The sequence below is a fragment of the Streptomyces sp. NPDC050423 genome (assembly GCF_040655445.1).
In the GTDB taxonomy this organism is placed as follows: Bacteria; Actinomycetota; Actinomycetes; order Streptomycetales; family Streptomycetaceae; genus Streptomyces.
In genome coordinates this window covers 103767-128301 of record NZ_JBFAJY010000015.1, presented here as the reverse complement: position 1 = coordinate 128301, position 24535 = coordinate 103767, and the positions used below count along the sequence as shown (strand labels likewise).

Here is a 24535-nt window from a genome sequence, read left to right as displayed (position 1 = left end):
GACGAGGTATTAGCAGGTCGAGGGAGCCGAACCGCTGTCGTACCTGGTCCGTCGCATGGTCGATGTCCGGCAGGGACTCCGGGTGATCCATGGCCGGAATGCCGCGGCCGGAGTATGAGCCGGCACGTCACTCGTCGTTGAGGGGTGGCTGTCGGGCGAGGAACTCCTCGAACGCCGCCTTCTGCTTGGGGTCCATGAAGCCCTGGCGGACGTCGCGGGCCCGCTCCTGGAGCCGGTGCGCCTCGTCGGGGTTCAGGAGTTCGGCGACCACCACGCCTCCGCGAGCGACCGCCGTGCGCCCTCCCACCCGGCGACGGAAGAGCGTGAACGCACCGAATTCCTCCGGGTGGGCCAGTTCCGGCCCTGCCGTTTCAGCCCCGGCCCCGGCGTCACTCGTCGGGCAGGAGGCCGGGGCCCAGTGCTCCCAGAGCGCCAGGGTGGCCGCGGGCACCAGCACGGCGCGCTCCGTCTCTCTGTCCCCCTCCCACAAGAAGGTGACAGTGACGGGCTCACCGACCGCCTCGGCCAGCCCGAGCACCCTCTCCACCTCGTCGTTGACCGGGTATCCCACTTTTACGTCGATCCGAATCCCCATGGCGCCCGAGGCTACTGGCGGCCTCTGACACTGCCGGGCGCCACCGTCTGATCGGGCACCCGCCTAACGCGGCGGCAGCGGCGGCCGCCTGCGGTCCGGGGCCCCCTCGTACGTCGGCGGGGTCGCCGGGGGACTCGCGGCCAGGAGGTCCAGCGCCATCCAGACCGCGTCGTCCAGCACCGCGTGACGGCCCTCCGCCCAGTCCAGCGGCGTGCGCAGGGCCTCCACGTCGGGGGAGACGCCGTGGTTCTCCACCGACCAGCCGTAGGCGTCGAACCACGCGGCGTTCATCGGGACCGTGATCACCGTGCCGTCGCCCAGCCGGTGGCGGCCGGTCATGCCGACCACGCCGCCCCAGGTGCGCTGGCCCACCACCGGGCCCAGCTTCAGCAGCCGGAACGCGGCGGTGATCATGTCGCCGTCGGAGGAGGTCGCCTCGTCGGCCAGGGCGACCACCGGGCCGCGGGGGGCGTTGGAGGCGTACGACACCGGCTGGGCGTTACGGGTGAGGTCCCAGCCGAGGATCGTGCGGGTGAGCTTCTCGACGACGAGTTCGCTGATGTGGCCGCCCGCGTTGCCGCGTACGTCCACGATCAGGGCCGGGCGGGAGACCTCCAGGCGCAGGTCCCGGTTGAACTGGGCCCAGCCGGAGCCGCCCATGTCGGGGATGTGGAGGTAGCCGCAGCGGCCGTCGCTCACCTCCCGTACGACCTCGCGGCGCTTGGCCACCCAGTCCTGGTAGCGCAGCGGGCGTTCGTCGACCAGCGGGACGATCGCGACCCGGCGGGAGCGGCCCTCGCCCTCGGCCGGTCTGAAGGTCAGCTCGACCGTGGTGCCGCCCGCGGCCGAGAGGAGGGGGTAGGGGCCGGCGACCGGGTCGACCGGGCGGCCGTCGACATGGGTGAGGACCGCGCCCTCCCTGATGCCCGTACCGGCCAGCGGGGAGCGGGCCTTGGAGTCCGAGGAGTCGCCGGGCAGGATGCGCCGGACGGTCCAGTCGCCGTCCCGGCACACCAGGTTCGCGCCGAGCAGGCCCATCGCCCGCTGGTAGTGCGGCGGGCCCTCGTTGCGGCGGGCGGGGGCGACGTAGGCGTGCGAGGTGCCCAGTTCGCCCAGGACCTCGCGCAGGAGATCGGCGAACTCGTCGGGGGTGGCGACCCGTTCGACCAGCGGGCGGTACTGGTCCAGGATCGCGTCCCAGTCGATGCCGCACATGTCCGGCTCCCAGAAGTAGGAGCGGATGATGCGCCCGGCCTCGCCGTACGCACCCCGCCACTCCGCCGCCGGGTCGACGTCGTGCAGGATGCGGCGCAGGTCCAGGTAGACCGTGGAGTCGTTGTCGCCCGGCTCGGTCGCGGGGACGGCGCGCAGCTCGCCGTCGTCCATCACGACCAGCCGGGAGGCGTCGCCGCTGACGGCGAACCAGTCGAGGTGGCCGACGAGTTCGGTCCTCTTCGCCTTGGCGATGCTGAAGTGCTCCAGCGTCGGCCGGCCCGACATGTCCGCCGGGTTGGCGAACGTCTCGCCGAGCGCGCCGGAGATCGGCCAGCGCAGCCAGACGAGGCCGCCGCCGCTGACCGGGTGCAGCGCCGAGTACTTGGAGGCGGAGACCGGGAACGGCGTGACCCGGCTCTCCAGGCCCTCGAACTCGACGGTGACCGTGGACCCTTCGGCCGTACCCGCCTCGGCGGTGTCCACCGGGTCGAGGCCGCCCGCGGCCGGCCGGCCGTCGGGGGAGAGCGCGAAGGGGGAGGGGGTCGCGGAGGAGAGCGGGACCAGGTACGGGCGGCAGCCGAGCGGGAAGGAGAGGTCGCCGGTGTGCACGTCGTACACCGGGTCGAAGCCGCGCCAGGACAGGAACGCGAGATAGCGGCCGTCGCCGGTGAAGACGGGGTTCTCGTCCTCGAAGCGGCCGTTGGTGACGTCGACGATCACCGGGGAGCCGGCACCCATGATCCGGGCGAGTTTGATCTGGCGCAGCGAGCGGCCGATGCCGGGGTGCGACCAGGTCAGCCAGGCCCCGTCCGGGGAGAACGCCAGGTCGCGGACCGGGCCGTTGACGGAGCGGATCAGTTCGACGGGTTCGCCGGTGGCGTCCTCGGCGGTGTCCAGGAGGAGCAGCCGGCCGTCGTGCGAGGCCATCGCGAGGGTCTCGCCGTCCGGGTCGGCGATCAGTTCCTGGACCCGGCCGACCAGGCCGGAGGCGAGCCGGCGCGGGGCGCGGTCGCCGCTGGCACGCGGCAGATAGGCGATCTCGATCGCGTCCTCGCCGGCCGCGTCCGTCACGTACGCCACCTGGCCGCCGCTGCCGAGCATCTCCGGCAGCCGGACCCGTACGCCGGGGGTGTCGGCGATGGTGCGGGCGGGCCCGTCGCGGTGGGTGAGCCAGTACAGGCTGCCGCGTACCGATACGGCGCTGGCCCGGCCGGTCTCGTCCACGGACAGCGAGTCGACATGGCTGGCGGCCGGCACCTGGTAGGGGCGCCGGCCGGCGCGCGGACCGCCGAGCCGTACCTCCAGCCTGCGGGGGACCGCGCCGGGTGATGCCAGGTCGTCGGCCAGCCACAGCTCGCCCGCGCACTGGTAGACGACCCGCCGCCCGTCGCTGGAGGCGTGCCGGGCGTAGAACGCGTCGTGGTCGCTGTGGCGGCGAAGGCCGGTGCCGTCGGGCAGGCAGGAGTAGAGGTTGCCGACGCCCTCGTGGTCGGAGAGGAAGGCGATGCGGCCGTCGACGAACATCGGCGAGCCGAGGTGTCCGCCGATGTCCGGGAGCAGCCGCTCGCCGTGCAGCCACAGGCGTCCCGTCGCCCCGCCCCGGTACCGCTTCCAGGCGGCCGGCTCGTGCGGCGGGGTGCCGGAGAGCAGCAGGGTGCGGCGCTCGCCCCCGATGTCCGCCACGGCGATGTCGGAGACCGGGCCCCAGGGCAGCCGGCCGCCGGGGCTGCCGTCCGTGGGCACGCTGTAGGCCCAGGAGAAGTACGAGAACGGCTGCCGGTGCGAGGAGACGGCGAGGATCTGCGCGGCGTCGCCGTCGTCCGGGGTCCAGCCGCAGACCCGCGCGTCCGTCGAACCCCAGTAGGTGAGCCGGCGGGCCGGACCGCCGGTGACCGGTGCGAGGTGGATCTCGGGGTCGAGGCTGCGCCAGGTCGTGTACGCGATCCGGGTCCCGTCGGGGGAGAACCGCGGATGGCTGACTCTGGTGCGGTCGACGGTCACCCGCCAGGCACGTCCGGGCCGGTCGCCCTCGGGGACGAGGGGGGCGACCCAGAGATCGTCCTCTGCGGCGAAGCAGAGCAGATCCTCGTGGAGGTGCGGGAACCGGAGATACGAGCCGTCGTCACTCACCCCCCAATGCTTTCCGCGCACGGGGGCGGCGGCAACTTGTGGTGCGGAACACAAGCGAAACGATTCCGTTTCGCTGGGAGCCCGGGGTAACGTCGATGTGTACGAAACAGTTTCGTTCGATTGACTGGCATTCAGTTGACTGGTGTTCGGTCGACCGGCATTCGGCCGAGCAAACGGGGGGTTGACGCATGGCACGCACACGGCTCACGCCCGAACGCGAGAGCGAGCTGTACGCCGCCGTGCTCGACCTGCTCCGCGAGGTCGGCTACGACGCCCTGACCATGGACGCCGTCGCCGCGCGCACCCGTTCCAGCAAGGCCACCCTCTACCGCCAGTGGGGGAGCAAGCCCGAGCTCGTCGTCAAGGCACTGCGGCACAACAAGCCCGTTTCCCTCGGCGAGGTCGACACCGGCTCGCTGCGCGGTGACTTCCACGCCGTCCTGAGCCGTACCGATGACTGCCAGATGGAGAAGGACGCCGCGCTGATGCGGGGTCTGAGCCATGCCGTCCACAACAACCCCGACCTCCTCCAGGCCCTGCGCGAACTGCTGATCGAGCCGGAACTGACCGGTCTCGAAGTGCTGCTGAGCCGAGCCCTGGACCGGGGTGAGCTGCGCCCGGACAACCCGGCGCTGAAGTACGTACCCCACATGCTGATCGGTGCGTTCACCGCTCGGCAGATGATCGAGGACCGCGCTGTCGACCACGCGTTCCTCACCGACTACGTCGACTCCGTGATTCTCCCCGCTCTCGGAGTCTGACCCCCGTCCCTCGCACGGCCCTCTCCCCAAGCTCCACCTGACACGCCGCTCTCGTCGTCGGGCTGGTTCCTCACGCCCTTTTCCACTCAACGACCCGACCGGGAGTACGCCTCCGTGGCCACTTTCCTCTACAAAATCGGACGGCTCGCCTTCCGGCGCCGCCGCTATGTCGCCCTGATCTGGGTGGCACTGCTGGCACTCGCCGGATTCGGCGCGGCCTCCGCGTCCACTCCCACCGCCAGCTCCTTCTCGATCCCGGGTACGGAGGCGCAGAAGGCCTTCGACCTGCTGGAACTGCGATTCCCCGCCGCCAGCGCCGACGGCGCGACCGCGCGCATCGTCTTCAAGGCCCCCGACAACGAGAAGATGACGGACCCGGCCAACAAGGCCGACGTCAAGAAGATCACCGCCCAGCTGAAGTCCGGCTCGGAGCAGGTGGCCTCGGTCGTCGACCCGTACGAGGGCAAGGCCGTCTCCAAGAACGGCTCGACCGCGTACGTCTCGGTCACCTACAAGGTCAACTCGATGGAGCTGACCGACGCGACCCGCGGCGCCCTGGAGGACGCGGGCGAGGCGGCGCAGAAGACCGGGATGACGGTGGAGATCGGCGGTGACGCGCTCCAGGTGATGCCGGAGACCGGAGCCACCGAGATCATCGGTGTCGCCCTGGCCGCGGTGGTCCTCGTCATCACCTTCGGATCGCTCATCGCGGCGGGGCTGCCCCTGCTCACCGCGCTGATCGGCGTCGGCATCGGCGTCGCGTCGATCACGGCGCTGGCCAATGTGCTGGACCTCGGTTCCACCACCTCGACCCTCGCGATGATGATCGGCCTCGCGGTCGGCATCGACTACGCGCTGTTCATCGTCTCCCGCTACCGCGCCGAACTGGCCGAGGGCCGGGAGCGCGAGGAGGCGGCCGGACGCGCGGTCGGCACGGCCGGTTCCGCGGTCGTCTTCGCCGGGCTCACCGTGGTCATCGCCCTGGTCGGGCTTGCCGTCGTCAACATCCCGATGCTGTCGAAGATGGGCTTCGCCGCGGCCGGTACGGTCGCCATCGCCGTCCTCATCGCGCTCACCCTCGTCCCGGCCCTGCTGGGCTTCGCGGGCAAGCGGGTCATGGGGCGCAAGGCGCGCAGGGCCGCCGAGGCGGAGAACCAGCCCGAGGCGAAGCCGAACATGGGCACCCGCTGGGCACGGTTCGTGCTCCGCAAGCCCGTGTGGGTGCTGCTCGTCGGCGTCCTCGGCCTGGGTGCGATAGCGATCCCGGCCGCGTCCCTGGAGATGGGTCTGCCGGACGACGGCTCCCAGCCCACCAGCACCACCCAGCGCCGCGCCTACGACCTGCTCTCCGAGGGCTTCGGTCCCGGCTTCAACGGCCCGCTGATGGTCGTAGTCGACACCGAGAACAGCTCCGACGGCAAGACCGCCGCCAAGCGGGTCGGTGACGAGATCTCCGACATGCCCGGCGTCGTCGCCGTCACCCCGGCCAACTTCAACAAGGCCGGCGACGCGGCGATGATCACCGTCGTCCCGAAGGACCGGCCGAGCTCGGTCGAGACCGAGAACGTGGTCCACGCGATCCGCGACGCGGGCGAGGACATCAAGTCCGACACCGGCGCCGAGGTCCTGGTCACCGGTTCCACCGCGATGAACATCGACTTCTCGCAGAAGATGAACGACGCGCTGCTGCCGTACCTGGCGCTCGTCGTCGGCCTCGCCTTCCTGCTGCTGATGGTGGTCTTCCGGTCGGTGCTGGTGCCGCTGAAGGCGGCGCTCGGCTTCCTGCTCTCGGTCGTCGCGGCCCTGGGCGCGGTCGTCGCGGTCTTCCAGTGGGGCTGGCTCGGCTCGCTCTTCGGGGTCGAGCAGACCGGTCCGATCATGTCGATGATGCCGATCTTCATGGTGGGTGTGGTCTTCGGTCTCGCGATGGACTACGAGGTCTTCCTCGTCACCCGGATGCGTGAGGCGTACGTCCACGGCGAGGAGCCCGGCCAGACGATCGTCACCGGCTTCAAGCACGGTGCCCGGGTGGTCACGGCCGCGGCCGTGATCATGATGGCGGTCTTCTCCGGCTTCATCGGCTCCAGCGAGTCGATGATCAAGATGATCGGCTTCTCGCTGGCCATCGCCGTCTTCTTCGACGCGTTCGTCGTCCGGATGGCGATCGTGCCCGCGGTCCTCGCCCTGCTCGGCAAGCGGGCCTGGTGGCTGCCGCACTGGCTGGACCGGGTGCTGCCCAACGTGGACGTGGAGGGCGAGGGGCTCCGTAAGGAGCTCGGCGCCTCCGCCGAGGACGGCGCCGGTCCGGACCACGGCGGCGGACGCGAGCTGACCCGCGTCTGACCCGCCGCTGAGAGCCGCAGACCTCCGGAGCCGCGCCTGAGCGGAGCGCGGCCCCGGATGCGCCGGTTACCTGTGGGGACGGGGGACCGGAGCGACGAGAGCCCCCGTGCACCTGGTGTGCACGGGGGCTCTCGGCATGACGTGGGCCGTCCCGCCGCTACGGGATATCAGGCGCGGGCGGCCTCGGTCCTCGCCTCGGTATGGGTGCGCCGCAGGAAGCGGATCAAGGGGGCGCTGTCGAACTGCACCACCTCGACACCGCCCGGCGCGTGGAGCTCGACGACGAGCTGCGCCCGGCCGCACGGCCAGATCCGGTAGCCGTCGCGCTCGACCGGGGCGCGCAGCCCGCGCTCCAGGAGCGCGCGCTCGACGGCCCACTCCGCGCCGCCGGGAAAGGCGACATGGACCGTGTGCGGATCGTCGGCGGTGTCGTAACGCAGCTCGACCGGGACCGTGGGCAGGTCGCGGGCGTCGGTGACGAGCCGGGCTCGGGCATGTTCTTTGATCACGGGGGACATGGGCCGGCTCCTCCTGTTTATATGCCTTCGTCATCTAATGTCCCATATTTTACGTAAAGAGCACTGTGGGAACCCTGAGTAGTTGTGACGGAGGTGCTCTTGCGAATCGTTCGCAACAAGGTTCTATTATTGAGAGGTTCATGACCCCGCGCCGTCACGCAGTAACACAGAAGCGGAGCCTCCCCCTATGCATGTACCCGACGGATTCATCAACGCACCCGTCTCCGCCGTGGCCGGAGTCGTGGCCGCCGGTGCCGTGGCGGTCAGCCTGAAGGGGGCCCGCCGGGAGCTAGGGGGCACCTCCCGCTCGAGCGCAGCCGGGAGCGGGGGAGAGAAGACCGCCCCGCTGGCCGGGCTGGTCGCCGCCTTCATCTTCGCCGTGCAGATGCTGAACTTCCCGGTCGCCGCCGGTACCAGCGGCCATCTGCTGGGCGGGGCGCTGGCCGCGATCCTGGTCGGGCCGTACACCGGCATCCTCTGCGTGTCCGTCGTCCTGCTGATGCAGGGCATCCTGTTCGCCGACGGCGGGCTGACCGCGCTCGGCGTGAACATCCTCGACATGGGCATCGTGACCACCGTCGTCGCGTACGCCCTCTTCCGCGGGCTGGTCGGCCTGCTGCCGCGCACCCGCCGCTCCATGACCGCCGCCGCCTTCGTCGCCGCGCTCGTCTCCGTACCGGCCGCCGCCTGCGCCTTCACGCTGATGTACTGGATCGGCGGCACCACCGACATCCCGATCGGCAAGGTCTTCACCGCGATGGTCGGGGTCCACGTCCTGATCGGCATCGGCGAGGCCGTGATCACCGCGCTGACCGTCGGCGCCGTCATCGCCGTACGCCCCGACCTGGTCCACGGCGCCCACGGGCTCACCGCCCCGCTCAAGCTCCGGATCGACGGCGAACTCGTCGACGCACCCGCCCGGGAGCCCGTCGCCCCGGCCCCGGCCGCCCGCTCCAACCGGGGCCTGTGGGCCACCGGCCTGGTCACCGCGCTGGTGCTCGCCGGCTTCGTCTCCTTCTACGCCTCCGCCAACCCCGACGGCCTGGAGAAGGTCGCCACCGACCAGGGCATCGACAAGAAGGCCGAGGAGCACGCCGCCAAGGACTCCCCGCTCGCCGACTACGGCGTCAAGGACGTCTCCGACGCCCGGATCTCCGGCGGACTGGCCGGAGTGATCGGCGTCGGCGCCACCCTCGTCGTCGGCAGCGGCGCCTTCTACGTCGTCACCCGCCGCCGTCGCACGAAGGACGAGCCCGCGGGCGGCGACACCCGTACCGGCGAGAAGGTCTGATGGGCGCGGGGCACGCCCACAAGCTCTTCCGGCACGGGCACTCGCCCGTCCACGACCTGCCGCCGCACTGCAAACTCGCCGCCGTCTTCTGCTTCGTCGTGGTCGTCGTCTCCACCCCGCGCGCGGCGGTGTGGGCCTTCGGGCTGTACGCGCTGCTGATCGCCGGCGCCACCGCGCTCGCCCGCGTCCCGGCCGGCTTCCTCCTCAAACGGCTGCTGATCGAGGTGCCGTTCGTCGCGTTCGCGCTGCTCATGCCGTTCGTGGTGCCCGGCGAGCAGACCCACGTCCTCGGCCTCTCCGTCAGCGTCCCCGGCCTCTGGGGCGCCTGGAACGTCCTGGCCAAGGGCACCCTCGGCGTCGCCGCCTCCGTGCTCCTCGCCTCCACCACCGAACTCCGCTCCCTGCTCCTGGGCCTCCAGCGCCTGAAACTGCCGCCGCTGCTCGTCCAGATCGCCTCCTTCATGATCCGGTACGGCGATGTGATCAGCGACGAGATGCGCCGGATGTCCATCGCCCGCCGCTCGCGCGGCTTCGAGGCGCGCGGGGTACGGCAGTGGGGCGTGCTGGCGAAATCGGCCGGCGCGCTCTTCATCAGGTCCTACGAGCGCGGCGAACGCGTCCACCTCGCCATGGTCAGCCGCGGCTACACCGGCACCATGCCGGTCATCGACGAGGTGACCGCCTCGCGCACCCAGTGGGCGTACGCCTCGGCACTCCCCCTGCTCGCCCTCGCCGTGTGTCTGCTGGGATGGACCGCATGAGCCAGTCCGCCGTCGCCCCCGTACCGCCCACGCCGCCGCCCTCCCTGGAGGTCAGCGGTCTCGCCTACGCCTACCCCGACGGCCACCAGGCGCTCTTCGGCGTCGATCTGACCGTCGCACGCGGCGAGCGCGTCGCCCTGCTCGGCCCGAACGGGGCCGGCAAGACCACCCTCGTCCTGCACCTCAACGGCATCCTCGACGCGGGCGCCGGCACCGTCCGGGTCGCCGGACTCCCGGTCGGGAAGCGCGACCTCGCCGAGATCCGGCGCCGCGTCGGCATCGTCTTCCAGGACCCCGACGACCAGCTCTTCATGCCCACCGTCCGCGAGGACGTCGCCTTCGGGCCCGCGTCGAGCGGACTGCGCGGTGCCGAACTGGAGGAGCGGGTCACCGACGCGCTCAAGCAGGTCGGCATGGAGGAGTACCTCAACCGGCCGCCGCACCACCTCTCCTTCGGCCAGCGCCGCCGCGTCGCCGTCGCCACGGTCCTCGCGATGCGGCCGGAGATCCTCGTCCTGGACGAGCCCTCCTCCAACCTGGACCCGGCCTCCCGCCGCGAACTCGCCGACATCCTGCGGTCCTTGGACGTCACCGTGCTGATGGTCACGCACGACCTGCCGTACGCCCTGGAGCTGTGCGGCCGCGCGGTCATCCTCAGCGACGGGGTCATCGTCGCCGACGACCGCACCCAGGACCTCCTCTGCGACGAGCAACTGATGCGCGCCCACCGGCTGGAGCTCCCCTTCGGATTCGACCCGAGCTCCGTGAAGGTGAACATGAGGTAACCCGCCCCACCTGCGACCTGCGGCGCAATGCACCATGGGGGGATGAGCGGGAGCGCGGGAACAGGCGTGGACGTACGCGGCACGGCGGCGCCCGGATTCGAACCGGTCCGGGATGCCTTCATCCGTAACTTCGAGCAGCGCGGCGACCGCGGAGCAGCGGTCACCGTCTACCGGCACGGGCGCAAGGTCGTCGATCTGTGGGCCGGGACCAGAGACGTCGACGGCGTCGAACCGTGGGCCGTCGACACCGTGCAGGTCGTCCGCTCGGCCGGCAAGGGCATCGCCGCCGCCGTCCCGCTGCTGCTGCACCAGCGCGGCCAGATCGATCTGCACGCGCCGGTCGGCACCTACTGGCCGGAGTTCAAGGCCAACGGCAAGGAGCGCGTACTCGTGCGCCATCTCCTCGCCCACCGGGCCGGGGTCCCCGCCCTGGACCGGACGCTGACCCCCGAGGAGGCGGCCGACGGGGTGAGCGGGCCGCGGGCCGTCGCCGCCCAGCGCCCCCAGTGGGAGCCCGGCACCGAGCACGGCTACCACGCGCAGACCTACAGCTGGCTCGTCGGCGAACTGGTGCGGCGCGTCACCGGACGCACCGTCGGCCGCTGGGTCCTCGAGGAGATCGCCCGCCCGCTCGGCCTGGACTTCTGGTTCGGCATCCCGGCGGACGAGGCACACCGGGTGGGCCGGATCGGACCGGTCGAGGCACCCGCGGGCGACGGCACCGGCGCGCTGCGGATGCGCCCCAAGCGCTCGGTGGCCGACGCCTACCGCGACCCGGACTCACTGACCCGCCGGGCGTTCGGCGCGATCGACCCGTTCCCCGACGAGAACGACCCCGGCTACCGGGCCGCCGAACTCCCCGCGTCCAACGGCACCGCCACCGCGCGGGGCCTGGCCCGCTGCTACGCCGCGATGATCGGCCCGGTCGACGGCCACCGGCTGTTCGCCCCCGCCACCCTCACCCTGGCCCGCACCGAGGAGTCCGCGGGCCCCGACCGGGTGCTGGTCGTCAACACCCGTTTCGGGCTCGGCTACATGCTGCACGGATCGGCCTCCCCGCTGCTCGCCCCGGGCTCCTTCGGGCACCCCGGCCGCGGCGGTTCGCTCGGCTTCGCCGACCCCGAATCGGGCATCGCGTTCGGCTATGTGACGAACGGTCTGCAGAAGGGAGTCACCGCCGACCCCCGTGCCCAGGCACTGGTCCGCGCAGTACGGTCGGCGCTATGACTTCTGCTGAGCTCGCGCGATTCGACGGATACGGCGTCCTCATCACCGGTGCGGGCCAGGGCATCGGCGCCGCCACGGCCCGCCGGCTCGCGGCCGAGGGTGCCCGGGTCCTGGTCACCGACCTGGACCCGGACCGGGCCGCGCGGGTGGCGGCGGAGATCGTGGCGGCCGGTGGCGGGGCCGAGCCGCTGGGCTGCGACGTGACCGACCGGGCGGCGGTCGAGGCGGCGGTGACCCACGCCGTCGCGACGTTCGGCACGCTCGACGTACTGGTGAACAACGCTTACGCGTGCACCCCGGACACCGCGCTCTTCGAGGACGAGCCGGACGAGGTCTGGGAGCGCGATCTCGACGTCACCCTCAGCGGCGCCTACCGGTGCGCGCGGGCCGCGCTGCCCCACCTCGCGGCGTCCGGCCGGGGCGCGATCGTCAGCATCGGATCGGTCAACGGCGTGCAGGACTTCGGCAACCACGCCTACAGCGCCGCCAAGGCGGGCCTGGGCAGCCTCACCCGTACGCTCGCGGGCCACGCCGGACCGCGCGGGGTGCGGGTCAACCTGGTCACCCCCGGCACGATCCGCACCGACGCCTGGGCCGGCCGCGAGGCCGAACTCTCCCGGATCAGCGGTCTCTACCCGCTCGGCCGGGTCGGCGAGCCGGAGGACATCGCGGCCGCCGTCGCCTTCCTCGCCTCCCGCGACGCGGCCTGGGTCACCGGGACGACGCTGTGCGTGGACGGCGGGCTGACCGCGGTGAACACGGGCTTCCGGCAGGCCGTCGCGAAGGACTGAGCCATCGCGTCGGGATCCCGGACCGGACCGGGTCGGGGTTCCGGCGCGGCGCGGGTCGAGGGTCCGGCTCGACCCGGCTCGGCTCAGCGGTCGGTCGCGTCGTCGTACACGCCCACGATCCGTTCCAGGAAGGCCGCCACGACGGCCTGTTCGCGCGGCGAGAGCTCCGCGGCGGCGTCGGTGACGCCCTCGATGACCAGGGCGTGACGCACGCGGCGCCGGCCTCCCGGGGGCAGTCCCGGGAGGCCGGCGCGCGGGGTACCCGTCCCCTCAGGCGGGTACCCGCAGGCGCTGCCTCCGCTGGACCTCCGCGTCCTCCCCGGTGGCTCCGCGGGAGGTGAACAGCCGGTCCGCGGCCAGTGCGCCCGGTCCCGAGAAGACGATCAGCAGCAGCGTCCAGCAGAAGAAGACCGCGGCCTCGCCGCCGTTCTCCATCGGGAGCAGGCCCCGCTGCTGGTGCACGTCGAAGTACGCGAACGCCATGGAGCCGGAGCCCACCAGAGCGGCCGTTCTCGTGCCGAGACCGAGGAGCACCAGGGTGCCCCCGGCCAACTGGATGACAGCGGCGTACCAGCTCGGCCAGGTGCCCGCCGGTACCGGTGCATCGCCGAGGACGCCGAACAGCGAGGCGATCCCGTGGCAGGTGAAGAGCAACCCGATGACGATGCGGAACAGGCTGAGCGCGTAGGGCTGTGCCCGCCCCAGGCGATTGATCATCATGAGGGCCCGTCTCCTGTCAGCTGTAGACGCCGAACTCGTAGAGCGAGTAGCCGTAGCCGGAGCCGCGTTCCGTGCCGTTGATCCGCACGTAGCGGCCCGTGCCGTTGACGTCGACGTCGTCGATGTCGCCGTCGCCGTCGGTCACCGACTTCACCGTCGTCCAGTTCTGTCCGTCCTCGGACGTCTGGATGTCGTACGCCTTGCCGTACGCCGGGTCCCAGACGAGCTGCACGTGCTTGAAGCTCGTCGAGGCGCCGAGGTCGACCTGGAGCCACTGCGGGTCGCTCCAGTCGCCGGCCCAGCGGGTGTCGAACTTCCCGTCCACCGCGTTGGCCGCACCGCACGGGCAGCCGCCGGTCGGGTCGGTCTGGAACGAGGACGCCGTGGCGGTCTTGCCCCGGGCCACGTTCGTCCCGTCCACCTTCGGCGGGATCACCTTGATGGACTTGGTCTCGATGCCCTCGTTGCCCTTGCCGTCCGTGGCCTTCACGTAGACCTTGTAGACGCCCGTCCTGTTCGGCGCCTTCGCGGTCAGCGTGCCGTCGCCGTTGTCCTTGGTCCCGGCGGGGACGAGCGCCTTGTTCTGGTCGATGTAGTTGCTGCTGAACAGCACCTGGTAGCTGATCGCGTCGCCGTCCGGGTCGGACGTCCTGGTGCTGATCCGCACGTCACCGCCGGTGGGGACGCCGGAAGTGGCGTCGTCCACCGCCATGTCCGTGATCACCGGCGGGGTGTTGTCGCCCGAGGTGCCGGCGCCGTACGCCTTCTTCACGGCGTAGTACGAGAGCCGCTTCTCGCCGCCCGGGAGCAGGTTGAACCAGACGCCGCCGAAGTCGTCCTCGACGCCGTAGTGGAACATCGTGGCGCCGAGCGCGACCCCGGTGTGGCCGGTGACGCACCCCCACGCCTTGGTGTAGCCCTCGGCCTTTGCGACATCGGTCGGCTCGGTCGGGACGCCGTTCGCGTCGTCGTCGACCTCCCACTCACCGGCCGGGCCCGTCTCGGTGACGATGTAGGGCTTGTCGTAACCGCCCTGCTCCCAGTCGGACTTGATGTCGCACACCGCGTTGTACGCGTTGACGGCGTACAGGTCGAGGTCCGGCGCGTTCTTCTTGTAGTACGGCCAGGCACCCGTCCAGGCGTCGGTCGAGGTGACCGGGTGGTTGGGGTCGACGTCATGGATCTTCTTCGCGATGTCGTTGACGAAGGTGGTGTACGCGTTGCGCTGGGCCTCCAGCTCGTCACCGCCGTAACAGTTCTGCAGGCCGAGCGTGGACTCGTTGCCGACGTTCCACATCAGCACGCCGGGGTTGTCCTTGTAGGTGTCGACCCACTTGGGGAACTCGGCGAGCATGTCGTTCTTGTACTGGGTGTCCGTCAGGTAGTTCACGCAGCCCCCGCTCCCGGGGCCGCCGCCCGGCTGGAGCCAGAAGCCGGCGATCACCTTGACGCCGTGGGCCGCCGCGGTGTCGAAGAGCGGCTTGCTGGTGGCGTCGGTGCCCCAGGTGCGGATGGTGTTGACGCCCATGGACGCCACGTCCGGCATGTACTTCTCGGCGTCGGCGACCGAGGGGCCCCAGGTCAGACCCTTGACCGTGTACGGCGCACCGTCCACGGTCAGCTGCCAGGCACCCTGCGAACCGGTGACCTTGACGACGCTGCCGGCCGCCTGCGCGGCGGGCGCCTGGAGGGCCACCAGGGCGCCGGCCAGCAGAGCCGCCGCCGCGAAGGGGGCTACGAGGCGTTTGGCCGTGCGGGTGGGGGGATGGTGCATGTCACTCTCCTTGCGGGTGGGGGGAGGCAGGTGGGGGGGAGGCGGTCGGGGGAGGAGTGACCCCGGGTGATCTTGGAGAGCGCTCTCCAAGATGGGCCGAAAAAAGGCCCGCGACCCGGGGTGCGGATGTGTGGCTGTACGAGTGCGTGCCCTTACGGGCTACGGGAGTTCGTAGTCCCCGTTGAGCACGGGGCCCGCCTCGGGGTGGTTCTCGTCGTAGCCGTGCGGGTCGCACTGGAGCCCGCCCTTGACGCAGTGGGTGACCATCGCGTCGAGCGTGGCGGCGTCCCACCCGTTCATGAAGTCGTAGTGGAAGGAGAAGCCGGCGCCGCTCGCCAGTTTCACCTGCGACATGTCACCGTTGACCGGCCAGGCCATCTTGAACTCGATCATCGGCAGCGCGACGGGGTGGTCGGCCGGGCAGGAGTTGTAGTTGGCGCCCCCCGCGACCGGGTATGCCATGTGGCTCTTGTGGTCGGGCGTGTCCAGGTGGATGCCGTCCCAGCAACTCGGTGCCTGGAGGCGCAGGTTGAGGTAGGTGTCCCGGCTGGTCGGGCAGGTGGCCGGGAAGTCGTAGTTCTTGAACGACTCGCCGCACTCCCAGCCCTCGACGGTGCCCTTGAGGTTCTTGAACTCGTCCTTGGTCTGCATCGGGCTGCCGACGACGTAGCGCAGTCCCCTCGGGAAGGGGCGGACGCTCCGGTAGTCGGTCACTCCCGACTTGTAGTAGATGGTCTGGACGCCTTCGGGGAGGATCTTCGTGTCCCCGTTGAACAGGCTCGGCATCCAGTACCCGGACTTGTCGCCCGGGGCCAGGCAGGTGGTGTCGCCCGCCTCCAGCGAGGCCGTGGTGGTGTTGGCGTTCGTCGTGGTGTTGCCCATGAACGTGTGGTCATGGGACTTCCCGGGCTGCCCCGGGTAGACGATCGGGTCGTCCGGAGCGGTGTGCGTCGGGGCGCACTTGGCCTGGAACTCGTGGAAGTACGCCGGCGGCGGGACCTCCATCGAGGGCGTGACGCCGGTGACCGGCGGGTCGGCCATGATGTAGCCGTCCGCGTCCGGGTCGTCGCCCGAGGCCTGGGTGGAAGCCTCCATGCCGGGCATGCCCGGCATGGAGTACGCGGCGTGCTCGGCGTGCGCGCCCGCCGCGGCAGCGGTCGGCGTTTCGGTGGACGCGTTCGCTGTCGCGGCGATCCCGGCGATCCCTGCCGTGGTCAGGGTCAGCGAGGTGAACAAGAGCAGTCCGGTGAGTGTTCTCGACCTCCGTGGCATGGAGACCTCCTGCTGCGTGGGTGGGGGTGCATGAGGGTGGGAGAGCGCTCTCCCGGTTCGGAGTGTTCCGCTCCTGACAAGAGCGTGTCAATAGTTGGTTAACGACGGCCGCCATAACCGGAGTTGGCGCGGCGGGCCGGTTGGGCGGCGGCGGGGCCGGATGACCTGCGCGGATGCCCGCGGGGCGCTCAACTCGTGTGCAACGTGAACGTGTTGCCTGATACCGGTTGCCTGATGCGAGTTACCTAGAGGCAGGCGGGCAGGCGGGCAGGCGGGCCGACTGCCGATGGGGTGGCCTATGCGGAGGGTGGTACCGCCGCCCGTCTGGCGGACTCCTTCCTCGCGGTCCTCGAACAGGTCGCCCGGACCGGCGAACATGACTGCACCGTCCGCACCGACCTCGACGGCTGGGTGCCAAGGGGCAAGCTGAGTGCGGGGACGGCATTCCGGCCGCGGTCGTCAATCCCGCACGTAGTGAGTGAGCGCCTCGGTCAAGTCGCGGTGCCACGCCTTGGCGCGTGCGGCGCGACGGGCCTTGACCTCGCTCTCGACCGTCGAGCCGTCGAGCAGCGTGACTGTGACGTGCAGCCAGGTTCGGTGGGTGACGCGGTGGGTGACGTCGGCAATCTCCGGCCAGGAGAAGTCGAGCTCAACGTCGTCCCGGTCGAGGTCCTCGTCGTTCTCCGTCTGGTCAAGCGGCGGTCCGCCTCCGTGGAGTGTCAGCAGTACCCCGTCGGCGTCGAGCACGATGCTGGACTCCGTGTCCGCGGCGATGAACGCTTCGCTGTCCGAAGCCGCCCCCCGTCCGGGGCGGGAGTCCGCCGGTGCGTCGACGATCGTGGGCAGGAGAGGGCGAACGTGCGGTGGCAGAGGCACGGTCGGGCGCGGAGGCGTGAGGGGGTGCGACGTCACCGCCTCCGCATTCACCAACTCGTCGAAAAGATCGAGGAGTTGGTCTGGGCTCGGGCGTCGGGCCGGCTCCTTGGCCAGGCAGGACGCGACCACCTCACGCATCACCGGCGGGACGGCGCTCAGGTCGGGCGGTTCGTGCACCGACCGATACATCAGCCCCATCGGCGTGCCTGCCCCGAATGCGCTGCCGCCCGCCGCCGCTACGAGGACCACGCCCAGCGCGAACACGTCCGCCGCGCCCGTGACATCGGCGCCCATCGCCTGCTCAGGCGCGAGGAAGCCCGGCGTACCGAAGGCGTGGCCCGTCGCCGTGAGGCGTGTGAGCTCAACCGCCCTTGCGATCCCGAAGTCCAGGACGCGGGGCCCGTCCTCGGCCATGATGATGTTGCCGGGCTTCAGATCGCGGTGGACCAGACCGCAGCGGTGAATGGCCGCCGGCGCCTCAGCGAGCGCCGCGCCGAGTGCCCTCAGTCTCCCGGCGTCCATGGGGCCTTGGGACTGGATGCACTCGGCGAGTGTCGGCCCCGGTACGTACGCCGTCGCCAGCCAGGGTGGGTTCGCATCAGCGTCTGGCTGAGGCGCTTCAGCAAGGGGGCAGGGAAGGCGTTCGCAGATCCGGATGATCCGGTGGGTGCGGGCCGTGGTCAGGCCATGGCATCGGCAGGGCCGGTGAGATCGACAGCACCTGCTCGATCGGGTCGGTCACGACCTGTACGTTCACGCCGTGACGACCTTGCCCCCGAGATCTCGAATCCAGCGGCTATCCGGGTCCGGGTGTCGTGCATGCGCAGGTACGTGAGAGCGACGAGCGCGCGTTCGGTACGTGCACGGATCAGACGTGAAACTCGCCGTGCGGGATGCCGTGTGCCCACAGTGTCTCGAAGGAACCGGCGAGGCACTTGAGGAGCCTCGACTCTGTGCTGAACTCGTCGTCCACCAGGGCGCCGTCGCCTGCGAAGTGGTGGATACGGGCCAGCCGCTCATCGAATAGCCAGTAGTCGTTGCCCGGCAGGGGCAGGTTCGTGGTGAGACGTCGGGGCAACCAGCGGACCTGCTCGCCGGCCTCGACGTTGGCCCGGGTTGCGTAGTGCTCCCAGCGGATGTACTCCGAGACGGGCTCACTGACGACACGGAGGCGGCGGATCACGACGCCACGGTCCACGGCCTGGGCCACCAGATCGTGGAAGCCGCGCCACCACGAGTCGCGGTCTTCCCAGTTGACCCGCTCGCCACCCCGCCAGGCGGCGAATCGCTCGTTGTCGAAGTACGCGTCACGCATCTCCAGGTGGACCGCGGAGCGCTCCGTGTCCTGGATGACCTCAGCGAAGCTCGGCGGTGTCGGCTCCTGGCCCTTCTGCTGAGGCTGCGCGTCCTGCGGCATCGCACGCCTTTCTGGTCTGCGGCATGATGCGTAACGGGATGCGGATGACGGTCTCGGTGTCGGGGACGGAGCCGTACTGCAGGCACTCGGCCTGTGTGGCCTCGTCGGTGTCGGGGGTCCTTGCCGCAGACCATTGAGGCCCGGGGCACCGGCCGCCCCCTCAACTCGTATGCAGCATCAGCCCGATCCCCACCACCATCAGCCCGGCCGCCGCCACCCGCGGGGCGCCGAAGCGTTCCTTGAAGAACACCGCGCCGATGGCCGCGCCGACGATGATCGAGGACTCGCGCAGGGCCGCGACCGGGGCCAGGGCCGCCCGGGTCTGGGCCCACAGGACGAGTCCGTACGCGGTGACCGACAGGGCCGCGCCGAGCAGGCCGCGCAGCGCGTACGGGCGGAGCTGGGCGGTCAGGGCGGAGCGGCGGCGGTGCAGGGCGTAGAGGGGGATCGCCACGCCCTCCAGGATCATCAGCCAGACGATGTATCCGAGCGAGCTGCCCGAGGCGCGTACGCCCACGCCGTCGACCGTCGTGTAGCCGGCGATGGCCAGGCCGGTCGCCAGGGCGGCCAGGATCGCGGGCCAGTGGGGGCGTTTGCCGGAGCCCCGGATGCCCCACAGGGCCAGGCCGACCAGTCCCGCCGAGGCCACCGCGACACCGGCCGTGGCCCAGCCGTCCGGGCGCTCGCCCACGAAGACGGCGGCGAGGACGGTGACCACGAGCGGGGCGGTGCCGCGGGCGATCGGGTACATCTGGCCGAAGTCGCCCAGGGTGAACGAGCGCATCAGCAGCAGCATGTACGCCACGTGCAGGGCGGCGGAGAAGGCCAGGTACGGCCAGGCGTCCGCCGCCGGGAACGGGACGAAGAAGGCGGCGGACACGCCGATCAGCAGCCCGCCGCCGGAGATCAGGGTGAACGAGATCAGCTGGTCCTTGATCGCGTGCGCGATGGCGTTCCAGCCGGCGTGCGTGAACGCGGCGATCAGGACGGCGGTGGCGACGAGCGGTGTCACGTGGTACCTGGTTCCGGTCAGCGGGGGCGGCGGCCGGTGAGCGCGTGCCGGCGCGCATGGGCGCCGTCGAGATCCTGGCGTGCTCGGGGGATACGGGGATCGCCGCTCTGGTGGGCGGTGAGCGCGTCGAGACGGAGACCGGCCTCCGAGCGTCCGGTGGTGTCGTCGCGGACGCGTCTCAGCTCGGCCTCCGACTCACGGATGAGGCGGGGCCGGTCCCGCTGGAAGGTCTTGGCGGCGGGGATGGCGTTCCGCACGTCGAGGACGAACGTGCGGACGTACTCCTCGCCGAGCTCGTGAACGGGGTAGGTCATCAGGTACTGGCGCCCGTCCGGGCCGGTCAGGTAGACGTGGGAGGCCGTCGGGGAGTGATCGGCGCGGACGGCGATCCCGTCCAGCGGAAAGTCGCGGAGCCACTCGTCGGGGATGTCCGCGACGAGGACGTGCTGGCAGAGGGAGAGGCCGCGGATCTCGGTCATGTACGACCCGCGGCCCGGCTTGCGCGGGTAGGCGACGTCCGCCTCGGCGCTGCGCACCCGGCGGCGGTGGGTGGCTTCGGCCTTCCGGGCGGCGGTCCGTGCGCCGGACAGCTCCTTCTGTGCCGCCCGCTCCAGGGCGCGCAGGGCGTTCCGCGCGGTGTCCAGGTCGCGGCGCGCGGCGGAGTACTCGCGGCCGAAGGCGAACCGCCGGCCTCCCGGGTAGCGGTGGAGCTGCCGGCCGACTGCGCTCGCGCCCGCGACGGCCAGTACGAGCAGCAGCGTCCAGCCGGCGTTCATCGCGCGTTCCCCCTGTGCCGCTGACCCTTTTCCCCGGGACCGGACCTGTGCCAGCGCGCCTGATCCACTTCTGCGACTATCAGGAAACCGGGCGGCGTTCGTCAACTTCTTTGGCGCCCCGGGCGCCCCGGGCGCCCCCGGAAGCACCGTTCACGGCCCCGCGCGCAGGACCTCCGCGACGACCGGGCCGGCCGCGGTCCCGCCGTGGCCGCCGGACTGGACGAGGGCCGCTGCCGCCAGGTCGTTGCTGAAGCCGGTGAACCAGCTGTCGGACGTGGCGTGGCCGTCGATCTCCGCCGAGCCCGTCTTGCCGCCCTTGTCGCCGCCCACGTTCGCCATGGCGGCGGTGGCGGTGCCCTCCTGGGCCGTCGCGGTGTAGCGCAGCATCTGCTTCAGCTGCGCCGAGACCCCGTTCGGCAGTGGGTTCGCGACGGCGAAGACCCGGTTGTCCAGGTCCTTCGCGACGATGTAGGGCTGTCGGAACTGACCGGTCACGGCGGTGGCGGTGATCGACGCCATGTTCAGCGGGTTCATCTGCACCTTGCCCTGGCCGATGTACGACGCCGCCGTCTCCGCGCCTTCCGACGCCGGCACGCTGCCGTCGAGCGTCACCACGCCGGTCTGCCACTCCTTGCCGATCCCGAAGTACTGCCCGGCCTCCTCGCGGAGCGCCGAGTCGGCCTTGTCGCCCAGCGGACTCACGGGCTTGATGAACGCGGTGTTGCAGGAGCGTGCGAAGGCGGTCTGCAAGGTGGGGTTCGGCATCGAGAAGTTGTCCAGGTTGTGGAAGGGCACGCCCATCCACGTCACCTGGGACGGGCACGCGACCGGTGAGTTCGCGCCGCCGAGGCCGTTCTGCATGATCATCGCGGCGGTCACGATCTTCATCGTCGAGCCGGGGGCCACCGCGCCCTTCCGCGCGGCGTCGAAGCCGTCCGCGCGGTTGTTGGCGATGGCCCGGATCGCACCGGTCGACGGTTCGACGGCCACCACGGACGATTCCTCGAACTGCTTCACCGCGTGCTCGGCCGCCGCCTGGACCCTCGCGTCCAGGGTGGTGGGGACCCTGCCCGGCTTCCCCTTGACCAGGGTCAGCAGCGTCTTGTCCGCGCCGTCCGCGTTCGCGCTGTTGACCCAGGTCTCGATGCCGGCGGTGCCGCCGGCCTTCTCGCCGTACTTCTTGCGCAGCTCGTCCAGGATGCCGCCCAGCGAGGGGTACTTCTTCTTGCTGAGCACCTGGCCGTTGCGGTCGACCGCCTCGATCGACGCGCTCGACGCCTCACCCGTCTCCAGCGTCTCGTCGGCCCGCAGTTCCGGGTGGACGACGGAGGGCTTCCAGTCGACGAGCGCGTTGCCGGTGGTCAGTCCGCGCACCACGGTCAGGTCGGAGTCGTACGACCAGGCCTTGGCCTTCCCCTTGTACGAGACGGTCGCCCTGACCGTGTAGGGGACCTTCGAGCCGGTCGGCGTGCCGGAGGTGATCACGGCCTTGGTCACATGCGCCGACTCGCTGTACTGCGTCAGAAGTGATTCGGCATCGCCCGCGTTGTTCGTGAGCCGGGACGCGACGGCCGCGTCGCCCTTCGCCCACGCCGCGAGGAACTTCTCCGACGTGTCGGCTATCTCCTGCTTCGTGACCGGTCCGGTCTTCACCTCGGCGGAGGTGGCCTCGGTGCCCGTGCCGCCCCCGACGCCGCTGTCCCCGAGCCCGTCCAGGATGTTGTACGCCCCGTAGCCCACGCCGCCGACCACGACCGCGAACACTCCGCCGATCACGGCCACCTTCACTCCACTGCGCATGTGCGCGGTCCCCCCTCCCCCGGAGGCCCCCTTGAACAGGTTCAAGGGGGCTTTTCCGGGGACCCTACGGGACTGCTCCGACAGCGGAGTCGGTTGTTATCGGAAAGCGATCCGTTGTGGCGTGAACAGACCGGTCATATCCGGGTATCCAGCCTTTTCTTTTCCTTCCCCGTCAAGGAGGCACGCGGGCCCACCCGTTGGGATGACCATCCGGGTGCCTGGCACAACCGGCGGTGATCATGATGAGCGAGGGCACACAGAAAGTGCCCCTGACATAGGAGACCCCCCACATGCGCCGAACCCTGATCTCCCTCGGCAGCGTTGCCGCTGCCGGAATGCTCGCCTTTGCCGGCACCCAGTCGGCATTCGCCGCGAGTGGCACGTTGATCGTCAACGGAGTGGCATACGAGAACCCCGGACCCGGCTGCTACGCAGCGGGCGACAGGGGCGCCGAGGTCGACAATCAGACCGACGCGGATGTCGAAGTATTCCTCGACGCGGCCTGCACGGATGGGCCCGTGGGTGCCATCGGCTCCGGCGACGTCGGGTCCGTCGACGCCGGTGGGAGCATCAGGTTGTCCTGACGCCCGCAGTGGCCGGTGAACATGTGGAGGGCGTGGCCACCGGCCACGCCCTCCACATGCTCCCGCCGGCTAAATCCAGGTATCCAGCCACATCCGGTCGCGCCAGGAATTCTCCGGAATGGGGGTCCCGGTATACAGCGGCCAGAAATAGATGAAATTCCAGACGATCAGCAGGACCAGTACGCCCGCCGCGACCGCCCCCACCGTCCGGCGCCGTTCTCCCGACGGGTCACCGGTCGCCAGGCCCAGTTCATGTTTCGTCCCGGTACCCGCCGCCGGCCCCAGCATCGCGCCGATCATCATCGCCACCGCGAGGCACAGGAACGGCACGAACACGACCGCGTAGAACAGGAAGATGGTGCGTTCCTGGTACAGGAACCACGGCACCCACCCCGCGGCCACCGCGCAGGCGATCGCGCCCGCCCGCCAGTCGCGGCGGAAGAGCCAGCGCCACAGCACGTACAGCAGCGCGAAGCACGCGGCCCACCACAGCAGTGGTGTGCCGATGGCCAGCACCTCGCGGGCGCACTTTCCGGTCCCCGACGCGGCGCAGCCGTTCTGCTCCTCGTAGAAGTACGAGACCGGCCGGCCCAGCACGATCCAGCTCCACGGATTGGACTGGTAGGTGTGCCCGGACGTCAGGTTCACGTGGAACTCGTAGACCTGGTACTCGTAGTGCCACAGGCTGCGCAGCCAGTCCGGCAGCCAGGTCCAGCTGCCGCCCTTGCCGTCGGTCGCCGCCCAGTCCCGGTAGTAGCCGTGCCGGGCGGGGGAGTTGTGGATGATCCAGCCGGTCCACGAGGCGACGTAGGTCAGGATCGCCACCGGCACCGTGGAGACGAACGCCGGGACCAGGTCCCGCTTCAGCACCGCCGCGTACGGCCGTACCGCACCCGCCGTACGCCGGGCGCCCACGTCCCACAGGACCGTCATCAGGCCGAACGCGACCAGGATGTACAGGCCGTTCCACTTGGTGGCGAAGGCCAGGCCGAGCATGAGTCCGGCCGCGATCCGCCACGGCCGCCAGCCGAGCCGCAGCCGCTCCGCGATCCCCGCGTCCGGCCGCAGCACCCCCTCCGCGTCGACCGGCAGCGCGGCCGCGAGCCGGCGCCGCGCCCAGTCCCGGTCGATCAGCAGACAGCCGAACGAGGCCAGCACGAAGAACATCAGCACCAGGTCGAGCAGCGCGGTGCGGCTCATCACGAAGTGCAGACCGTCCACCGCGAGCAGCGCGCCCGCCAGGCAGCCCAGGAACGTCGAGCGGAAGAGCCTGCGGCCGATCCGGCACAGCATCAGCACCGACAGCGTGCCGAGCACCGCGACCATGAACCGCCAGCCGAACGGGGTGAAGCCGAAGATCTGCTCACCGATCCCGATGATCCACTTGCCGACCGGCGGGTGCACCACATAGCCGGGGTCGATCGGGATGCTCACCTTGGACGGGTCGTCCAGGATCAGCTTGTCGACGTCCTTGGGCCACGCCCCCTCGTACCCCTGGTTGATCAGCGCCCAGGAGTCCTTGGCGTAGTACGTCTCGTCGAATATCACCGCGTGCGGGCTGCCCAGGTTCCAGAACCGCAGCACCCCGGCGACCAGCGTCACCAGCAGCGGACCGCCCCACGCCGACCAGCGCAGCAGCCGGTCCGCGAGCACCGGGGGCACCCCGAGCACCGCCCACAGCCGGTTCCCGGGGCGGGTGTACGGCGGAACCAGCCGTTCCCGCAGCCCGATCCCGGGCCGCGGTGAATGACCGAAGCGGCGCAGCCGCTGCTGCCAGGAAGTCGGCTCCGGGCCGTACTGATCCCCGGCGTCTTGGCCCTGCCGGGCATCGGGCGCTGTACTCGTCACCGCGCCATCGTAGGGAACGCATCTGTGCGAGTGCTGCCG

The 24535-nt window shown here is 70.8% G+C and carries 20 protein-coding genes and 1 pseudogene; 8 read left to right on the top strand and 13 right to left on the bottom strand.

What is annotated here, in order from left to right:
• Positions 1-127 precede the first annotated feature (127 nt).
• Both AB0I52_RS14150 and AB0I52_RS14145 read right to left on the bottom strand, forming a co-directional pair.
• Positions 128-595: a hypothetical protein gene (locus AB0I52_RS14150; RefSeq protein WP_363072230.1), complete on the bottom strand. Its 468-nt coding sequence runs from the start codon at positions 593-595 to the stop codon at positions 128-130.
• Between the two features lie 63 nt (positions 596-658).
• The gene (locus AB0I52_RS14145) at positions 659-3940 is read right to left on the bottom strand and encodes a S41 family peptidase (protein ID WP_363072228.1); all 3282 of its coding nucleotides are present in this window, start codon (positions 3938-3940) and stop codon (positions 659-661) included.
• 188 nt (positions 3941-4128) lie between these two features.
• Here AB0I52_RS14145 and AB0I52_RS14140 point away from each other — a divergent pair, with 188 nt between their 5' ends.
• Positions 4129-4701 carry a TetR/AcrR family transcriptional regulator gene (locus tag AB0I52_RS14140; RefSeq protein WP_363072226.1) on the top strand — a complete coding sequence of 191 codons (573 nt, stop codon included), beginning with the start codon at positions 4129-4131 and terminating at the stop codon, positions 4699-4701.
• Positions 4702-4815: 114 nt separating this feature from the next.
• On the top strand, positions 4816-7044 hold the full coding sequence (locus tag AB0I52_RS14135) for an MMPL family transporter (RefSeq protein ID WP_363072224.1): 2229 nt from the start codon (positions 4816-4818) through the stop codon (positions 7042-7044).
• Positions 7045-7211: 167 nt separating this feature from the next.
• Here AB0I52_RS14135 and AB0I52_RS14130 read toward each other — a convergent pair whose 3' ends face one another.
• On the bottom strand, positions 7212-7562 hold the full coding sequence (locus AB0I52_RS14130; RefSeq protein ID WP_363072222.1) for an SsgA family sporulation/cell division regulator: 351 nt from the start codon (positions 7560-7562) through the stop codon (positions 7212-7214).
• Between the two features lie 187 nt (positions 7563-7749).
• On the opposite strand from AB0I52_RS14130, the gene AB0I52_RS14125 reads away from it, so the two are divergent.
• From AB0I52_RS14125 to AB0I52_RS14105, 5 genes are all read left to right on the top strand, one after another.
• Positions 7750-8853 carry an energy-coupling factor ABC transporter permease gene (locus tag AB0I52_RS14125; protein WP_363072220.1) on the top strand — a complete coding sequence of 368 codons (1104 nt, stop codon included), beginning with the start codon at positions 7750-7752 and terminating at the stop codon, positions 8851-8853.
• Positions 8853-9614: a cobalt ECF transporter T component CbiQ gene (gene cbiQ / locus AB0I52_RS14120; protein ID WP_363072218.1), complete on the top strand. Its 762-nt coding sequence runs from the start codon at positions 8853-8855 to the stop codon at positions 9612-9614. Before AB0I52_RS14125 ends, cbiQ begins: the two co-directional genes overlap by 1 nt.
• Positions 9611-10399 carry an ABC transporter ATP-binding protein gene (locus AB0I52_RS14115; protein ID WP_363072216.1) on the top strand — a complete coding sequence of 263 codons (789 nt, stop codon included), beginning with the start codon at positions 9611-9613 and terminating at the stop codon, positions 10397-10399. Before cbiQ ends, AB0I52_RS14115 begins: the two co-directional genes overlap by 4 nt.
• Before the next feature lie 66 nt (positions 10400-10465).
• Entirely contained in the window at positions 10466-11626 is a 1161-nt protein-coding gene (locus AB0I52_RS14110) for a serine hydrolase domain-containing protein (protein ID WP_363072290.1), read from the top strand.
• Entirely contained in the window at positions 11623-12417 is a 795-nt protein-coding gene (locus AB0I52_RS14105; protein ID WP_363072214.1) for an SDR family NAD(P)-dependent oxidoreductase, read from the top strand. The genes AB0I52_RS14110 and AB0I52_RS14105 overlap by 4 nt, the downstream gene beginning before the upstream one ends.
• Before the next feature lie 83 nt (positions 12418-12500).
• Here AB0I52_RS14105 and AB0I52_RS14100 read toward each other — a convergent pair whose 3' ends face one another.
• The 9 genes and pseudogenes from AB0I52_RS14100 to AB0I52_RS14060 all read right to left on the bottom strand — a co-directional run bounded on the left by AB0I52_RS14100 (position 12501) and on the right by AB0I52_RS14060 (position 22064).
• Positions 12501-12629, bottom strand: coding sequence for a hypothetical protein (locus AB0I52_RS14100; protein WP_363072212.1), 129 nt, complete (start codon positions 12627-12629; stop codon positions 12501-12503).
• Positions 12630-12687: 58 nt separating this feature from the next.
• A complete protein-coding gene (locus AB0I52_RS14095) occupies positions 12688-13134 on the bottom strand; it encodes a DoxX family protein (protein ID WP_363072288.1) in 447 nt (148 codons plus the stop codon).
• Positions 13135-13153: 19 nt separating this feature from the next.
• A complete protein-coding gene (locus tag AB0I52_RS14090; protein ID WP_363072210.1) occupies positions 13154-14911 on the bottom strand; it encodes a discoidin domain-containing protein in 1758 nt (585 codons plus the stop codon).
• 159 nt (positions 14912-15070) lie between these two features.
• Positions 15071-16183: a DUF1996 domain-containing protein gene (locus AB0I52_RS14085; protein WP_363072208.1), complete on the bottom strand. Its 1113-nt coding sequence runs from the start codon at positions 16181-16183 to the stop codon at positions 15071-15073.
• A gap of 459 nt (positions 16184-16642) precedes the next feature.
• Positions 16643-17913, bottom strand: a pseudogene (locus AB0I52_RS14080) (protein kinase); the annotation flags it as partial.
• 14 nt (positions 17914-17927) lie between these two features.
• Positions 17928-18476 (bottom strand): DUF6879 family protein, encoded by a 549-nt coding sequence (locus AB0I52_RS14075; protein ID WP_363072206.1) that lies wholly within the window; start codon positions 18474-18476, stop codon positions 17928-17930.
• Positions 18477-18636: 160 nt separating this feature from the next.
• Positions 18637-19488 carry an EamA family transporter gene (locus tag AB0I52_RS14070; RefSeq protein WP_363072204.1) on the bottom strand — a complete coding sequence of 284 codons (852 nt, stop codon included), beginning with the start codon at positions 19486-19488 and terminating at the stop codon, positions 18637-18639.
• 17 nt (positions 19489-19505) lie between these two features.
• Positions 19506-20264: a hypothetical protein gene (locus tag AB0I52_RS14065; protein ID WP_363072202.1), complete on the bottom strand. Its 759-nt coding sequence runs from the start codon at positions 20262-20264 to the stop codon at positions 19506-19508.
• A gap of 150 nt (positions 20265-20414) precedes the next feature.
• On the bottom strand, positions 20415-22064 hold the full coding sequence (locus AB0I52_RS14060; protein WP_363072200.1) for a penicillin-binding transpeptidase domain-containing protein: 1650 nt from the start codon (positions 22062-22064) through the stop codon (positions 20415-20417).
• Positions 22065-22354: 290 nt separating this feature from the next.
• Here AB0I52_RS14060 and AB0I52_RS14055 point away from each other — a divergent pair, with 290 nt between their 5' ends.
• On the top strand, positions 22355-22648 hold the full coding sequence (locus AB0I52_RS14055) for a hypothetical protein (RefSeq protein ID WP_363072198.1): 294 nt from the start codon (positions 22355-22357) through the stop codon (positions 22646-22648).
• Between the two features lie 69 nt (positions 22649-22717).
• Here AB0I52_RS14055 and AB0I52_RS14050 read toward each other — a convergent pair whose 3' ends face one another.
• Positions 22718-24496, bottom strand: a complete 1779-nt coding sequence (locus AB0I52_RS14050) for a phospholipid carrier-dependent glycosyltransferase (RefSeq protein ID WP_363072196.1) — start codon at positions 24494-24496, stop codon at positions 22718-22720.
• Positions 24497-24535 lie beyond the last annotated feature (39 nt).

Excerpts from the sequence above, each read along its gene's own strand:
- AB0I52_RS14150 (WP_363072230.1), bottom strand. The coding sequence starts at position 595 with ATGGGGATTCGGATCGACGTAAAAGTGGGATACCCGGTCAACGACGAG.
- AB0I52_RS14140 (WP_363072226.1), top strand. The coding sequence starts at position 4,129 with ATGGCACGCACACGGCTCACGCCCGAACGCGAGAGCGAGCTGTACGCC.
- AB0I52_RS14130 (WP_363072222.1), bottom strand. The coding sequence starts at position 7,562 with ATGTCCCCCGTGATCAAAGAACATGCCCGAGCCCGGCTCGTCACCGAC.
- AB0I52_RS14125 (WP_363072220.1), top strand. The coding sequence starts at position 7,750 with ATGCATGTACCCGACGGATTCATCAACGCACCCGTCTCCGCCGTGGCC.
- cbiQ (WP_363072218.1), top strand. The coding sequence starts at position 8,853 with ATGGGCGCGGGGCACGCCCACAAGCTCTTCCGGCACGGGCACTCGCCC.
- AB0I52_RS14115 (WP_363072216.1), top strand. The coding sequence starts at position 9,611 with ATGAGCCAGTCCGCCGTCGCCCCCGTACCGCCCACGCCGCCGCCCTCC.
- AB0I52_RS14105 (WP_363072214.1), top strand. The coding sequence starts at position 11,623 with ATGACTTCTGCTGAGCTCGCGCGATTCGACGGATACGGCGTCCTCATC.
- AB0I52_RS14095 (WP_363072288.1), bottom strand. The coding sequence starts at position 13,134 with ATGATCAATCGCCTGGGGCGGGCACAGCCCTACGCGCTCAGCCTGTTC.
- AB0I52_RS14090 (WP_363072210.1), bottom strand. The coding sequence starts at position 14,911 with ATGCACCATCCCCCCACCCGCACGGCCAAACGCCTCGTAGCCCCCTTC.
- AB0I52_RS14085 (WP_363072208.1), bottom strand. The coding sequence starts at position 16,183 with ATGCCACGGAGGTCGAGAACACTCACCGGACTGCTCTTGTTCACCTCG.
- AB0I52_RS14075 (WP_363072206.1), bottom strand. The coding sequence starts at position 18,476 with ATGCCGCAGGACGCGCAGCCTCAGCAGAAGGGCCAGGAGCCGACACCG.
- AB0I52_RS14065 (WP_363072202.1), bottom strand. The coding sequence starts at position 20,264 with ATGAACGCCGGCTGGACGCTGCTGCTCGTACTGGCCGTCGCGGGCGCG.
- AB0I52_RS14060 (WP_363072200.1), bottom strand. The coding sequence starts at position 22,064 with ATGCGCAGTGGAGTGAAGGTGGCCGTGATCGGCGGAGTGTTCGCGGTC.
- AB0I52_RS14055 (WP_363072198.1), top strand. The coding sequence starts at position 22,355 with ATGCGCCGAACCCTGATCTCCCTCGGCAGCGTTGCCGCTGCCGGAATG.